Annotated in this window: 20 protein-coding genes, 1 tRNA gene and 1 rRNA gene; 14 read left to right on the top strand and 8 right to left on the bottom strand. The window is 37.3% G+C overall.

Going from position 1 to position 11928, the window contains the following annotated elements:
- Positions 1–4: 4 nt before the first annotated feature.
- The 8 genes from ACEQ1T_RS25175 to ACEQ1T_RS25210 all read left to right on the top strand — a co-directional run bounded on the left by ACEQ1T_RS25175 (position 5) and on the right by ACEQ1T_RS25210 (position 3194).
- Complete coding sequence (locus ACEQ1T_RS25175; RefSeq protein ID WP_370225301.1) at positions 5–340, top strand: hypothetical protein; 336 nt, start codon at positions 5–7, stop codon at positions 338–340.
- Positions 340–918: a hypothetical protein gene (locus ACEQ1T_RS25180; protein WP_370225302.1), complete on the top strand. Its 579-nt coding sequence runs from the start codon at positions 340–342 to the stop codon at positions 916–918. The genes ACEQ1T_RS25175 and ACEQ1T_RS25180 overlap by 1 nt, the downstream gene beginning before the upstream one ends.
- A 10-nt stretch (positions 919–928) precedes the next feature.
- Positions 929–1198: a hypothetical protein gene (locus ACEQ1T_RS25185; RefSeq protein WP_370225303.1), complete on the top strand. Its 270-nt coding sequence runs from the start codon at positions 929–931 to the stop codon at positions 1196–1198.
- A 6-nt stretch (positions 1199–1204) separates the two neighbouring features.
- Positions 1205–1345: an XkdX family protein gene (locus tag ACEQ1T_RS25190; protein WP_370225304.1), complete on the top strand. Its 141-nt coding sequence runs from the start codon at positions 1205–1207 to the stop codon at positions 1343–1345.
- A gap of 67 nt (positions 1346–1412) precedes the next feature.
- The gene (locus tag ACEQ1T_RS25195) at positions 1413–1718 is read left to right on the top strand and encodes a hypothetical protein (RefSeq protein ID WP_370225305.1); all 306 of its coding nucleotides are present in this window, start codon (positions 1413–1415) and stop codon (positions 1716–1718) included.
- 149 nt (positions 1719–1867) lie between these two features.
- Positions 1868–2128 carry a hemolysin XhlA family protein gene (locus ACEQ1T_RS25200; RefSeq protein ID WP_157380291.1) on the top strand — a complete coding sequence of 87 codons (261 nt, stop codon included), beginning with the start codon at positions 1868–1870 and terminating at the stop codon, positions 2126–2128.
- A 1-nt stretch (position 2129) separates the two neighbouring features.
- Positions 2130–2381, top strand: a complete 252-nt coding sequence (locus tag ACEQ1T_RS25205) for a phage holin (protein ID WP_370225306.1) — start codon at positions 2130–2132, stop codon at positions 2379–2381.
- A 123-nt stretch (positions 2382–2504) separates the two neighbouring features.
- Complete coding sequence (locus ACEQ1T_RS25210) at positions 2505–3194, top strand: N-acetylmuramoyl-L-alanine amidase (protein ID WP_071158448.1); 690 nt, start codon at positions 2505–2507, stop codon at positions 3192–3194.
- 37 nt (positions 3195–3231) lie between these two features.
- Here the strand turns inward: ACEQ1T_RS25210 and ACEQ1T_RS25215 are convergent, their stop codons facing one another.
- From ACEQ1T_RS25215 to ACEQ1T_RS25230, 4 genes are all read right to left on the bottom strand, one after another.
- Complete coding sequence (locus ACEQ1T_RS25215; protein WP_370225308.1) at positions 3232–3555, bottom strand: hypothetical protein; 324 nt, start codon at positions 3553–3555, stop codon at positions 3232–3234.
- 98 nt (positions 3556–3653) lie between these two features.
- Positions 3654–4079: a hypothetical protein gene (locus tag ACEQ1T_RS25220; RefSeq protein ID WP_370225309.1), complete on the bottom strand. Its 426-nt coding sequence runs from the start codon at positions 4077–4079 to the stop codon at positions 3654–3656.
- Between the two features lie 45 nt (positions 4080–4124).
- Positions 4125–5225 carry a hypothetical protein gene (locus tag ACEQ1T_RS25225; protein WP_370225310.1) on the bottom strand — a complete coding sequence of 367 codons (1101 nt, stop codon included), beginning with the start codon at positions 5223–5225 and terminating at the stop codon, positions 4125–4127.
- A 73-nt stretch (positions 5226–5298) separates the two neighbouring features.
- Positions 5299–5565, bottom strand: coding sequence for a hypothetical protein (locus ACEQ1T_RS25230; RefSeq protein ID WP_370225311.1), 267 nt, complete (start codon positions 5563–5565; stop codon positions 5299–5301).
- A gap of 327 nt (positions 5566–5892) precedes the next feature.
- Here ACEQ1T_RS25230 and ACEQ1T_RS25235 point away from each other — a divergent pair, with 327 nt between their 5' ends.
- Complete coding sequence (locus ACEQ1T_RS25235) at positions 5893–6132, top strand: YolD-like family protein (protein WP_370225312.1); 240 nt, start codon at positions 5893–5895, stop codon at positions 6130–6132.
- 34 nt (positions 6133–6166) lie between these two features.
- Here ACEQ1T_RS25235 and ACEQ1T_RS25240 read toward each other — a convergent pair whose 3' ends face one another.
- Positions 6167–6364, bottom strand: a complete 198-nt coding sequence (locus tag ACEQ1T_RS25240; protein ID WP_071158461.1) for a helix-turn-helix transcriptional regulator — start codon at positions 6362–6364, stop codon at positions 6167–6169.
- Between the two features lie 265 nt (positions 6365–6629).
- Here ACEQ1T_RS25240 and ACEQ1T_RS25245 point away from each other — a divergent pair, with 265 nt between their 5' ends.
- The 3 genes from ACEQ1T_RS25245 to ACEQ1T_RS25255 are packed head-to-tail and all read left to right on the top strand — an operon-like array spanning position 6630 to position 8933.
- Positions 6630–7928: an FtsK/SpoIIIE domain-containing protein gene (locus ACEQ1T_RS25245; protein ID WP_370225313.1), complete on the top strand. Its 1299-nt coding sequence runs from the start codon at positions 6630–6632 to the stop codon at positions 7926–7928.
- Positions 7909–8445 (top strand): replication-relaxation family protein, encoded by a 537-nt coding sequence (locus tag ACEQ1T_RS25250; RefSeq protein WP_370225314.1) that lies wholly within the window; start codon positions 7909–7911, stop codon positions 8443–8445. The genes ACEQ1T_RS25245 and ACEQ1T_RS25250 overlap by 20 nt, the downstream gene beginning before the upstream one ends.
- Positions 8442–8933 carry a hypothetical protein gene (locus tag ACEQ1T_RS25255; protein ID WP_370225315.1) on the top strand — a complete coding sequence of 164 codons (492 nt, stop codon included), beginning with the start codon at positions 8442–8444 and terminating at the stop codon, positions 8931–8933. The genes ACEQ1T_RS25250 and ACEQ1T_RS25255 overlap by 4 nt, the downstream gene beginning before the upstream one ends.
- 109 nt (positions 8934–9042) lie before the next feature.
- Here ACEQ1T_RS25255 and ACEQ1T_RS25260 read toward each other — a convergent pair.
- Together ACEQ1T_RS25260 and ACEQ1T_RS25265 are read right to left on the bottom strand one after the other, a co-directional pair.
- Positions 9043–9115 (bottom strand) — tRNA-Ala (locus tag ACEQ1T_RS25260).
- Positions 9116–9182: 67 nt separating this feature from the next.
- Complete coding sequence (locus ACEQ1T_RS25265; RefSeq protein WP_206846152.1) at positions 9183–9881, bottom strand: MgtC/SapB family protein; 699 nt, start codon at positions 9879–9881, stop codon at positions 9183–9185.
- A 147-nt stretch (positions 9882–10028) separates the two neighbouring features.
- On the opposite strand from ACEQ1T_RS25265, the gene ACEQ1T_RS25270 reads away from it, so the two are divergent.
- Positions 10029–10943, top strand: coding sequence for a DMT family transporter (locus tag ACEQ1T_RS25270; protein ID WP_370225316.1), 915 nt, complete (start codon positions 10029–10031; stop codon positions 10941–10943).
- Positions 10944–11008: 65 nt separating this feature from the next.
- On the opposite strand, the gene ACEQ1T_RS25275 is transcribed toward ACEQ1T_RS25270, so the two are convergent.
- Positions 11009–11188, bottom strand: coding sequence for a hypothetical protein (locus ACEQ1T_RS25275; protein WP_206846148.1), 180 nt, complete (start codon positions 11186–11188; stop codon positions 11009–11011).
- Positions 11189–11864: 676 nt separating this feature from the next.
- Here ACEQ1T_RS25275 and ACEQ1T_RS25280 point away from each other — a divergent pair.
- A 16S ribosomal RNA gene (locus tag ACEQ1T_RS25280) occupies positions 11865–11928 on the top strand; the annotation flags it as partial.

Below are 11928 nucleotides of genomic sequence, written 5' to 3' on the forward strand. Positions count from 1 at the left end.
TTGAATGGCAGAACAATTGCCAAAGTGGGATGCGGTTGGAGTTGAGCCACCTACCGTATTAAAAACCGATGGCTGGCAACCAGGTATGAAGCCTTCGGCCCAGCACATGAATTGGCTCTTTAATCGAATTTATAAATGTCTCGAGGAAATTCAAACAAATGGTGGCACAGAGGAAATCCAGCAAGAGTTAGCTGCCCTTCAGGCACTAGTTGCTGAACATCAGGCGGAAAGTATGCCACATAAATTTACCGATGCCATAGACTTAAAAACCTATCGGTATGGATTTAAAACGAATACTGCTAAAGATGGGTTAGTCTTTGTTTATGAGGAGGTCTTATAATGCCAGAAATTAATTTACCTACAAAGGCTACGCAGGATTTAATAAAGACCCAATTAGATCTTATAAAACCAGAGACAGATAAGATAGAGGCACTACTTGAAAAGCCTTCAGGTGGCAATACGTTGGACCCTTACCCAAATATTATTCGAGGAGGTGCTGCCGTTACTAATGGAACTGACCCATTCAATACATGGGTTGAAGTAGCTAGATTCACTGGCGAGGGAGCCATTCTCGAATGTAATGGACGCTCTAGTTCTCAAGCGTCAGGATTAGTTCAGATTGAGATTGATGGAGTTATTGTTTTTGAGGCTCCTGTCAGATATTCATCAGGATATTATAAAAGTGGATTACAAGTTGATAAACTTCAATATAGTCCCAGTACCTATTCCACAAGTGTTAAGGGTTATGGAGAGAGTGCTCTCCCATATATTAATCCGAACTCCGCAGATTATGGACTCAGTATTGAAGGAATAGACCTTCCGTTTTATTTTAAATCGAGTTTAGTAGTTCGTCTAAAGATTACATCTGCTACTTCAACAGGTTCATTTAGTGCTGGTTGGTATTTAAGAATGAAATAGGAGGGCTAAAATGTTAGAACGCATTGAAGGAAATTATATTATAAGAGAGTATCCAAGCGGTTCCATTGTAAAAACAAAGATTTCACAAGATACAAGTGGAGAAGTAATTGAACTTCCTCCAAATCCATTACTTGAAGCACAGAAAAAGATAACAATATTAGAGCAAGATTTAGGAAATGTTCTTTTTGAAAGCGCAGCTGACAAAGCTAAAATTTCCGAATTAGAAACTACTCAGGGCGATCTTCTTATAGAAATTGCAATTCTAAAAAATGGGAGGTAATGCGTAATGTGGTATTCAGCTATTAAACGTTATTATGATAATGGACATCCATCGTATAATGATGAAAGCCTAAAAACTTTTGTAAAGGCAAGTATGATTACGTCTGATCAATATACAGAAATTACAGGAGTACCTTACGCAGCGTAAAGGTATTTTTTTATGCAGGATTATCCTTCTGTTTGTCGAAATAAGTAGACAAATGGAGGTGGTCTATATGGAATACAAACTTGATATAACCGTTGTTGTGGAAAATGGAAAAGAGAAGTCAGAACACATATTTGAAGGTGAACACGTTAATATTACCAGAGCTACAAAACTATGGATTGAAAACATAAGTGGAAAAGAATCTGATTTCTTTGAAACCATAAAAATGTGGTATAGGATAGATCAAAACACAAGCACGACTTCATACTACACTATTAAAACAAGTGAACCATCGATGGTGGAATCATTTAGAAAGTATTTCGTTAAACGTATTGACGAAGAAAACCAATCTATTACATTTGAATGGTTTATTTAGGATTTTTATATAAACAGGGTCAACATTAAATTGTTGACTCTTTTTTATGTCACATTCGGAAGAAAAATCGACACAGATATGGAGCTCTCTGAAGCTCTTTTTATTTTGCCTTCAAGGGGGGATTGTGAGTGACACAGGAGGCGGAAACAGTGGATATCTGGAAACAAACAATACAAAGAGATTTAGAAGAATTAAAGAAAAATGACGAAAAACAACAAGAGGAAATTACAAAATTGAAGCAAATCACAGATTTTCATGAACGAGATATTAAGGATATCAAGGAAACACTCCGGGAAATAAAGGATGATACCAAATGGTTACGGCGATCGATTACCAACGCACTTATTGTTGCGATAATCAGTGGAGCTGTAGCTATTTTTTATGCAGCAATTAAGATGGGAGGAAACTAAAATGTACGAACAACCGAAAACATGGAAAGATTGGGCCATCCTTTTAAGCGGGTGGCTTTCTTTATTGGCTTTAGGATTGAAGGCGGTATTTAATGTAGACATTACTCCTTTTGCCGATGACATTGCTAATTTTACTTTGCTTACTATCTTCATTGCAGTTAATGCCTGGACTGTATGGAAGAACACACATGTCAGTAAAAAAGCACAACTACAGAAAAAAGCATTACAGGCACAAGGATTAATCAAAAAATAAGCTGCCCAAATGGGTGGCTTTTCTTATGCCTTGAAAGGGGTGATTGTCATGTAAAAGGGGAGGACAAGAGTACAAGCCGTTACATTTAAATGGGAATAAAAATAATATTAGAGGTGATTAAACATGGTAAAAGTATTTATTGATCCAGGACACGGCGGAACAGATCCAGGTGCAGTTGGAAACGGACTTCAGGAAAAGAATTTAACACTTCAAATTGCCACACGTATTAAAGATATTTTGACCCTTGAATATGATAATGTTTTAATCCGGATGAGCCGGACTGGTGATCAAACTGTGTCCTTATCAGAACGTACAAATGCAGCTAATGCTTGGGGAGCTGACTTCTTATTGTCAGTTCATATTAATGCAGGCGGAGGTACAGGATATGAAGATTATGTTTACCCGGGAGTAGGGGCACCTACCACCACTTATCAAAACAATATCCATGCTGAGGTAATTAAGCTGGTGGATTTCTATGATAGAGGAAAGAAACAAGCTAACTTCCACATGCTGCGTGAATCAGCAATGCCGGCGTTGTTAACTGAAAATGGATTTATTGATAATGCTAATGATGCTGCTAAATTAAAATCAGCTACCTTTATCGAAAATCTTGCCCGTGGCCATGTAAATGGAATTGTGAAAAGCTTTAATCTTCCAAGAAAGAGCTCAGCTGTCTATCACACCGTTGTCTCTGGAGATACAGTTTATTCACTAAGCAGAACTTACGGAAGCACTGTGCAGCAAATCAAAGATTGGAACAACCTTGATGATAACTACACTATTTATGTGGGACAAGTACTTCGTGTGAAATAATAATAAAAAGCCCTTCTCAATGAGAGGGGCTTTTTATTTATATTGTAATTCCGAAAAATCTCGCTATAGTAACAAGCGAAGCTGTGGTACCGATAGTGCCTTTTAACAATTTTATAAGCCTTTGTCCTTTTTTAGTATCCCCAGTATCAAGGGCTTCCTGTAAAGACTCAGCGTTCATTTCAGCTTGCTCTCTCGAATCTTCATTTGAAATAGCTTTTATTTCTGCAAATAGTTCTTGAAAAGCCTTTTCAGATTCATCTTTTGTAATATTTTGAATTTGGGTATTATTATCAGACTGGATATTTGTATTACCATCGAAATTTGAATTGTTAAAGCTCCCTTTTATCGAACGACTAGACACAGAATCTGCACCTCCAGCGATATAATTTTGACAATAAACAATAGTTTGGTGCGGTAGCTCTGAGACAGGTTTTTCTTCTGCCTCTTTTGTAACTTCAATTATACTCTTGACTTTATCTTTAACCTCACGCGACTTGTTTGATTTGTTTTTTTTTTAAATTCTTCCCTCATAAAGTGACGATAACCTTCATCAATTTCAAATAGTGGAAAAACATCGTCATTTGTTACACAAGTTTCTTTTCCGCAAACATCACATCGATAGTTGTGATCAATAATAGACTGGTAATCGCTTACTTTATCTAAGGTGCGAATACAAAAATCACTTTCACCAGGGCATTTAACTTCCCATAAAAGATGAATCTCACCCGTTTTACAAAGCTCTATTAACTGTTCAAATGCAGATTCTAAAGTAAGGTTTTCGGAATATTTTGGTACAGAGGTAGGGTAAAATTGTTTAACAGGAGTAACGGCTAATAAATCAACGAATTCATTTACCTTTCTCTTTGCTGCCCAATCACTTACCATGCTCTGCACCTCCTTTTCCAAAAATTAATTATAATATATCATATTTTATGATGTTTGGTTCAAAATAATCCGTTCGCGGACAAATTTAATTACCTCTTCTGTTGCAGGTGTGGTAAAAGAAACACTATTTGTAGTCTTGCCTACCCTAATTGTAAAGCTTCTTTCAACCCCTGAAATTGGAAAGTCAAATTTAATAAAGCCGCCTTGATTTTGTAAATGAGGTGCCAGGTTTACATAGAGTGGTTGATTTCTTAGATCTCCCACAGTTGTCCTCATGCCCACTTTTTCCATACCACAAAGGATTAATGCAGTGAATGGAACCGTTAAAAGATGCTCACCGAAGATATCACTGGCTTGTCTTAAACGATTTACTAATTCAGTCTCATCATCTTCATCAAAAAAAGTGTTTAGCGCATTTAGTATTTCTATTATAGACTTTGTATGTTCTTCTTCTAAGTCATCAAAGATTAGTTCCGGTGTTGAAGTTGTATCAATCATCTCACCTTTAAGACGGTCAGCAATTAGGCCAACCTTATTTCCGAATGGCGCTAAAACTTTTTTTTGCTCAAGAGTAATTTGCTGTTGGACTAACTTTGCTAGACTCGATGCAACTTTTTGAGAGTTCTTTGAGTCAGTCCTAACTTCAATCAGTCCGGATTCTTCATCAATATAGACTGTGGCTACATCACTTCTAGGGACAAAGTTTACTTCAGTAAAGTCCGTATGCCGTCTTACCCCATTTCTATAAGCGTATCTTAAAAAGTATTGGTTCTCTTTTTCCCCATTTGCTGCAGCAAATAACACAGGTTCAGTAGTAAGTTCATGTGTTTGAGGTAATTTGATCTCAGTAAATGGATTAAATTTGCTGCCTTTAATAATCTTATCCTTTAAACCAACCAAAGAGGTTTCGTTTTCAAGTTCGAACCATGAAACAGATGTTTTGCCAGCTAGGAGTTTGTTAAAAGATGCCTTAATAGGGCTATCTTGTTTCCTTCTGTTTTTTTGAACATATTCCCAAACTCTATTGGCCAAATCCGCACTTGTACCACTTGTATCAATTGTCAAGTCAGTACAAATGTCTTGCAAGGTCTCCTTAGGGAGTTTGCTAATATCATTTAGAAAGACAATATCTCCAATTTCGTGCATAAATATACCCCCTTTGTTCTATAAAAATAACTTAACACAAAAATAGGTATATTTGTAATGAATTCCTTATTTTTCAAAATGGTAAATCATCTTCCGGCAATACCGGCTCGATTTCTCTGACTATCTGCGTTATATCGTTTTGTTCGTTCCAGGTTACTTTCTCAATAATTGTCTCTCTATACCCAGATTCCCGTTTCTGCTGCTGGATCCATTCATACGCAACAACTGCGACTGCAAAGTTAGGGTCCTTTTTAAATTCGCTATCCCTCACATGGAATTCACCGTTTCTAAATCCTCTGTTTCCTTCAAAATTAAGGATTGTTTGGATTACTACTCTCATTTTCGCACCTTCTTTTTTGTGTCAATTATACACGAACAAAAGTTCTGTTTTCAACTTGAAATCGAACAATAGTTCGCATAAAATAATTAAAAAGGAGGTTCGATCGATGAAAGGTATATTCTTAAGAGCTTCATCAAATGGAGAACTGCTCGAAATGATTTATCAAGACAACAAAGGTAACATAAGCCAACGAAGAGTAAAGGTATTGAGCGTGAATGATGAATCATTTCGCGGGTATTGTTATTCCAGGAGACAGCAGAGGAACTTTTTAATAAGAAACATTTTATCGGTCGGACCAGCACGAAAGATGGGGAGAGGAGCATAATAATGGCTAAAGTTAAGCGAAAAAGACCAACAAGGGACGAGTTTGAGTTAGAGGAGATTGGTAATACTCTTGTAGAAGCCTATGATGAAAAATCAGAAGTGAATCTGATTGTCTGGGAAAGAGAACCTGTTCAAGGGAATATAGTAAAGATGGATAGCCGGACTAGATTGATTCACGTTGAAAAGAACACTGTGATTACTAAAGTTCCATTTATGGATATCATGAAAGTTTCTATACATTAACGCTTGAAGCTCCTCTCTTTTGAGAAGAGCTTTTTCATTTCACTAAATCTCCCCATAAATCCTCCACTGTTTCATTAACTACTCTGGCTATCTTGATTCCAACTATTAAAGTAGGTATTGATTCTCCTCTAACTATCTTACTAAGTGTACCAGGGGTTATCTCGGCTTTTTCTGCTATAAAACTTTGTTTTAATCCTCGTTCTTTAATAATCCTTTGCAATTTTGTCTCCATTATTATCACCCAGTGTTAATATTCGATAAAAATTCTGTTTGTCCTGTTAATTTCTATGTTATAGGACAAACATTGACCCACATATCCTTTACCATTCAGCAAATCCTTCGCATTAGTATTCGGCTGTATATTCGTTTTAAAATGCGGTACCTGCATATGAATCCGACATTTCAAAACTTAGGTGTATCAATGGTTTCCAGTCTCTTTTATCCCTGCGGTTTCAGTGCAACTATTTATTACTAAATAATAAATTTGGGGTGAAGAAATGCTGTTTGAAATTATCTCAGTTTCTGCTGCTGTCTCTCTGGTTGGTTTGAGTTATTGGAAACGTTCTGAAATGGATGATGGTGAAAAGATTAAAAAAATCGCATTGAACTGTGGACTATATGTAAAGGAGGGGAAGGAAGTCAAAAGCATGCAGCTGCTTCGCAAGGCGGGGTATGAGTGGGGGACAGAATATGTTTTTCGGATCCCATTAGGATTGTCATTTAGTGATATTGAGAAGAAAACGGACAATTTAAGAGATGGATTGAATAATAGAAAAGGGGGCGTTGATTTAATGGCCTTTACGAAGATCGACTTTAGAAGCAATTTCATTTCACAGATCAAAGAAATCCTACAAAAACGTTTTGTATCGGAGAAAGAAATTGATATGAGCTATGATGGGACCCTGCATATCAAAGTACTTGAGAGGGAAATGCCAGCCAATGTTGATTTTGAGAAAAGCATGCTCGGGAAGTGCATCGATTGGGAAATCCCATTGGGTGAATCAAGGTACGGTTTTATCCATCATGATATGGAGCGCGGACATATTACGATAGCTGGAGCAACAAGAAAGGGAAAAACAGTGTTAATCAAACTTATTATCACCGCCTTAATCAATAATCAGCCTGATAATGCCAAATTAACCTTAATCGATCTAAAGGGTGGCCTTGCCTTCACCAGGTTTAAAAATGCAAAGCAAGTTGAAACAGTAGCAACGAATTTGGATGAATCTCTGATGGCCTTACAGTCTGTAAAAAAAGAAATGGAACAAGTGAAAGGGTGGTTTGATAAGAATGGATGCGAAGACATTAAAGAAGCTGGAATTGATACTAGACATTTCATCATTGTTGATGAAGCAGCACAAATCTCGCCGCAAATCCTCACGGGGAAAGAAGAGAGGGAAAAAGCCCGTAAGTGCGAAGAAGCGCTCTCGGAAATAGCGAGGATTGGTGCTGGGTTAGGTTACCGGCTCATCTACTGCAGCCAATATCCAACAGCAGACGTGATGAATAAGCAGATTAAGCAAAACTGCGATACGGTTATTACGTACAAATTAAGGGATGCTGTTGCCTCTCGTGTAGTTCTGGATGAATCTGGCGCAGAGAAACTCGCCTTGGCCGGCAGGGCTATATATAAAACGCCAGATGGAGTGCAGCAGGTACAGACTCCATTTATTAATAATGACCAAATTGAAGAGCTAATTAGACCACATATCGTTATTAAATCTCGGAAGGAGGATCCTACCGTTGAAGAGGTTAAAAAGGACGGAGACAATTCTTTTGAGCTTACGCCGATGTGATTATTTATCGAGAGAACAGCTGCAGAGAATGCATCGTTTAGGGAAGGAGCGCAATGCACAAAGGGTCCTTTATGATTTATCGGAATATATGTCATATTTTCAGGAAGGCAGAAAGAAAATTTACTATTTAAACGCAGCTGGCAGGGAAATGGTGCAGGCAACCAAGATCAGAAAGAAAACTCCTCAAGTTAATCATTATTTAATGAGAAATGATTTGTTCATTTCCTTAGGAAGACCGGTCAGCTGGGAGAATGAAGTGAAAATTGCTTTAAACAACATATCCCTCATAGCAGACGCATCCTATACCTCTAATAAACTTCATCATTTTGTCGAGATTGATTACAAACAATCCATGGCAAAGAACTCTCAAAAAATTGAAAAATACAAAAAGTTATCAACAATTAATCCACAGTTTAAATTAGTCTGGGTAACCACGACGCCTTTTAGGAAGAAGAAAATCGAAAAGTTGTGTGAAGGGCTTAAGGTGAAAGTCTACTTATGGGAGGAACTGAGATGAAAACTCAAACTATGTCCATACGTGAGTTTATGGTTGGGGATTATAAAGTAAAGGAAAAGAAACAAAGAAATGAAAAAATAAAGAAATCACAACAATCAATGGAGAGAATTGCTCGTGTTGCAGCAGGGTTATCCATCCCACTTGCTCTTGGTTCACCCATCGGAGCAGTATTGGGAGCGTCAAAAGCATTTGCCTCCACAACCGTTCCTAGTGCTACATCAGTCGCTGTACCAGCTACAGCAAAAGAATGGATGGGGGAACAAACATTGTCAGCCCTGGCACATGTCCTAGATCCAGTTGTGGATATTCTGGTTGCACTTAGCTTTCCAGTGGCATCTGTTATTATAGTAGGAGCCTGTTTCTTGTTTATGATGGGTAACTCTGAAAGGGGATGGACCATGATTCAAAATGCAGGGTTAGGATATGTTTTGATTCAGGTATCTCCATTAATATTAAATGTACTAAAACAAGTCGGAAATGCGGTTTAAAAACAGCAAAAAATAAATTCCGGCGACAGTTCGGCGACAATTAAGAAATTAGGAGAGAAACTAAATAGGAGAAAATAAAAAAAGCCTTGATATACAAGGCTTTTTTCTATGGAGAATAGGGGGCTCGAACCCCTGACCTCAACGCTGCCAGCGTTGCGCTCTCCCAGCTGAGCTAATCCCCCGAGAAGTGGTACAAGAAAAATTATAACCACATCGGAGTTATCTTGCAAGAGGAATTATTAAAAAATTTTACTGCATGCTATCGATTTCCATGCACTGCACTCCAGGGATACTTGAAACGCTGTAATAAACATCAGTAGTTCTTCTTTTATAGTCGACGGCAACAATCAGCTGTACAAGATGCAGATGTTCATCTTCTAAATCTTTTATGCGAATATGTTTTATAGAGATATCAAGGTCTTTTACCGCTGGGATGATGTCAGCGATATTTTCTTTATCCCTTACTTTCAGCTGCAGATTGATTTCTTTTTCTCTTAAGCGTTTGGGGCCAATTATGCCCATGATAAGAGGAATTACCTCTACTGAAATAATAAGCAGCGCCACTCCTGCCATTGCTTCAATATAAAAGCCTGCTCCTACAGCAATTCCAATTCCTGCTGCCCCCCAAATTAAAGCTGCTGTTGTAAGACCCGAAATACTGTCATTTCCCCGCCTTAAAATAACGCCTGCACCCAAAAAGCCGATTCCTGATACAATCTGGGCAGCTAAACGGAGAGGATCCATCGTTATGTTGATGTCATCATTACCGGGAAACATATAAGCCGATTCTATAGACACAATAGTCAGCAGGCAGCTTACTATGGAAATAACTAAACTGGTCTTTAGGCCGACAGGCTTTCTTTTTAATTCTCTCTCCAGGCCGATTACAAGACCCAGGACTGCTGAAATACCCAGCTTCATTAATATTTCTATCTCTAAACTGCTCATAATATCTCCCGCTTTTTTAAGTATTATATATCCAAAATATGATCTTTAAAATCCTGCTAAAATAAAACCGTAGTAAAAGTTTGACTAAACGTTGTAAAATGAAATATACCCTAATTATTAGGAAACAGAAACAAGGAGTATAAAAAAATGTCAGATAAAAAAATAAACCCCTATGTTGTCCTGGCAATTGGCGTCATTTCTGTCTCTACATCAGCCATATTGGTGAAGGTATCCAGCGCCCCATCGGGAGTCATTGCTTTTTACAGATTATTATTTTCTGTTCTTTTCATGCTGCCTGTATTTCTTATAAAGTATGTTCCGGAACTTCGTCTTATTACACGGCGGGATTGGATCTATTCCATCATTGCCGGTGTGTTTCTTGCATTCCATTTTATTCTCTGGTTTGAGTCACTTAACTACACCTCTGTAGCCAGTTCCACAGTCCTTGTGACTCTCCAGCCCTTGTTTGCATTTGCAGGCACATATCTCTTTTTTAAAGAAAAGTTTACCTGGAAAGCCATTTTAAGCGGGTTTCTGGCAATTGCGGGCAGTGTTATTATCAGCTGGGGAGATTTTCAAATCAGCGGGACTGCTTTGTTCGGGGATATACTTGCAATCATTGCCTGCGCCCTGGTAACGGCTTACTTAATGTTTGGCCAAACAGTCAGAAAAAGACTATCGCTCGTTACTTACACCTTTGTTGTTTATAGTATAAGCACTATTACATTGTTTTTTTACGTGTTAATCGTCGAAGAACCTTTACTCCCATATGGAACCAGTGATTGGGTATATTTTATCTTGCTTGCTCTTGTTCCCACTCTGCTCGGACATACATTATTCAATTGGTCAATAAAGTGGCTAAGCACTTCAACCATTTCTATGGCCATCTTATTTGAGCCAGTTGGTGCTGCTGTTTTAGCATATTATTTACTTCATGAGTCTATTTTATGGACGCAAGTTCTTGGGGGAACAATTGTAATTGGAGGAATAACTCTCTTCTTATTAGATGAGAGAAGGATTCGAATGAAAGAATTAAAGAAAAAAACAACGGCTTCCGGATAAATAGATGAGTAATATATTTTGAAGTATATAAGAGAAAAATCTCCCTGGGAATGGGGAGATTTTTTTTATCTAAATACATAGGTCAGAGCAGAAAAAATAAATGCAGCTGTAACAGAAAAGATGAAGGTGCCTCCATAGACCTCTTCATCTGAATTTGCAATTTTAATCCCCTCTGCATAGGCATAGGCAAACAAAAATATGGCCATGATTACAGATAGATATAGGGCAGCGGTTTCCAGTGTCATTCACACCTTCCGTTTAAAGTAGCGTTAATAGATTTTATGAAAAATAACCAAAACTATTACTATATCTTTATATTGTTATTATTTAAAACTTGTTTTCTCACTCCCGTGACGGCTAATCAATAAATTATGGTATAAATTTAATTATTGTTAAAAGAAGCTTATAAAAGTGTGGAAAACTGAACAAAGTTATTCACATGATGTGGATAACTTTGTTGACAACTGAATTAATAAGTGTTTAGTGGTGGATAAGTTTGTGGGTATATGAAATGAAGGTTTCGAAAAATATGTTAATGATATAATGAATTTTCTAGAGTTCAGGTGAAATGCGTATAAATTTGATGTTAAGAAAATGCACATTTTATGAGATCTGGCTACAATGAATAAAGTTTTCGTAAAGGTACCGTCTTAAACATTTTTAAAAATTATATTGCAAACATTTAATAAGTCATGGTATATTAATTCTTGTCCTCAACAAGGCATGTTAAACAAAGAAAAAAGATTTTAAAAAAATGTTGACTTGCTAAGGGATAACATGTTATATTGATAAAGTCGCTTCTGAGCGATAAGGTAAAATATAACAAAAAGAAATTGATCTTTGAAAACTGAACGAACAAAAACGTCAACGTTAATTCTTTAGTCTTTTTTGAAAAGACAACTTATGAGCTTAATCAACTCTTATATGGAGAGTTTGATCCTGGCTCAGGACGAACGCTGGCGGCGTGCCTAATACATGCAAGTCG

Origin of the sequence: Cytobacillus sp., from assembly GCF_964223445.1 — a bacterium.
Lineage (GTDB): Bacteria > Bacillota > Bacilli > Bacillales > Cytobacillaceae > Cytobacillus.

What these genes read in the sequence shown, in the direction of transcription:
- ACEQ1T_RS25220 (WP_370225309.1), bottom strand. Translation starts at nt 4,079, where the DNA reads ATGGTAAGTGATTGGGCAGCAAAGAGAAAGGTAAATGAATTCGTTGAT.
- ACEQ1T_RS25225 (WP_370225310.1), bottom strand. Translation starts at nt 5,225, where the DNA reads ATGCACGAAATTGGAGATATTGTCTTTCTAAATGATATTAGCAAACTC.
- ACEQ1T_RS25205 (WP_370225306.1), top strand. Translation starts at nt 2,130, where the DNA reads ATGTACGAACAACCGAAAACATGGAAAGATTGGGCCATCCTTTTAAGC.
- ACEQ1T_RS25240 (WP_071158461.1), bottom strand. Translation starts at nt 6,364, where the DNA reads ATGGAGACAAAATTGCAAAGGATTATTAAAGAACGAGGATTAAAACAA.
- ACEQ1T_RS25275 (WP_206846148.1), bottom strand. Translation starts at nt 11,188, where the DNA reads ATGACACTGGAAACCGCTGCCCTATATCTATCTGTAATCATGGCCATA.
- ACEQ1T_RS25230 (WP_370225311.1), bottom strand. Translation starts at nt 5,565, where the DNA reads ATGAGAGTAGTAATCCAAACAATCCTTAATTTTGAAGGAAACAGAGGA.
- ACEQ1T_RS25195 (WP_370225305.1), top strand. Translation starts at nt 1,413, where the DNA reads ATGGAATACAAACTTGATATAACCGTTGTTGTGGAAAATGGAAAAGAG.
- ACEQ1T_RS25235 (WP_370225312.1), top strand. Translation starts at nt 5,893, where the DNA reads ATGGCTAAAGTTAAGCGAAAAAGACCAACAAGGGACGAGTTTGAGTTA.
- ACEQ1T_RS25210 (WP_071158448.1), top strand. Translation starts at nt 2,505, where the DNA reads ATGGTAAAAGTATTTATTGATCCAGGACACGGCGGAACAGATCCAGGT.
- ACEQ1T_RS25190 (WP_370225304.1), top strand. Translation starts at nt 1,205, where the DNA reads ATGTGGTATTCAGCTATTAAACGTTATTATGATAATGGACATCCATCG.
- ACEQ1T_RS25270 (WP_370225316.1), top strand. Translation starts at nt 10,029, where the DNA reads ATGTCAGATAAAAAAATAAACCCCTATGTTGTCCTGGCAATTGGCGTC.
- ACEQ1T_RS25255 (WP_370225315.1), top strand. Translation starts at nt 8,442, where the DNA reads ATGAAAACTCAAACTATGTCCATACGTGAGTTTATGGTTGGGGATTAT.
- ACEQ1T_RS25245 (WP_370225313.1), top strand. Translation starts at nt 6,630, where the DNA reads ATGCTGTTTGAAATTATCTCAGTTTCTGCTGCTGTCTCTCTGGTTGGT.
- ACEQ1T_RS25175 (WP_370225301.1), top strand. Translation starts at nt 5, where the DNA reads ATGGCAGAACAATTGCCAAAGTGGGATGCGGTTGGAGTTGAGCCACCT.
- ACEQ1T_RS25185 (WP_370225303.1), top strand. Translation starts at nt 929, where the DNA reads ATGTTAGAACGCATTGAAGGAAATTATATTATAAGAGAGTATCCAAGC.
- ACEQ1T_RS25180 (WP_370225302.1), top strand. Translation starts at nt 340, where the DNA reads ATGCCAGAAATTAATTTACCTACAAAGGCTACGCAGGATTTAATAAAG.
- ACEQ1T_RS25265 (WP_206846152.1), bottom strand. Translation starts at nt 9,881, where the DNA reads ATGAGCAGTTTAGAGATAGAAATATTAATGAAGCTGGGTATTTCAGCA.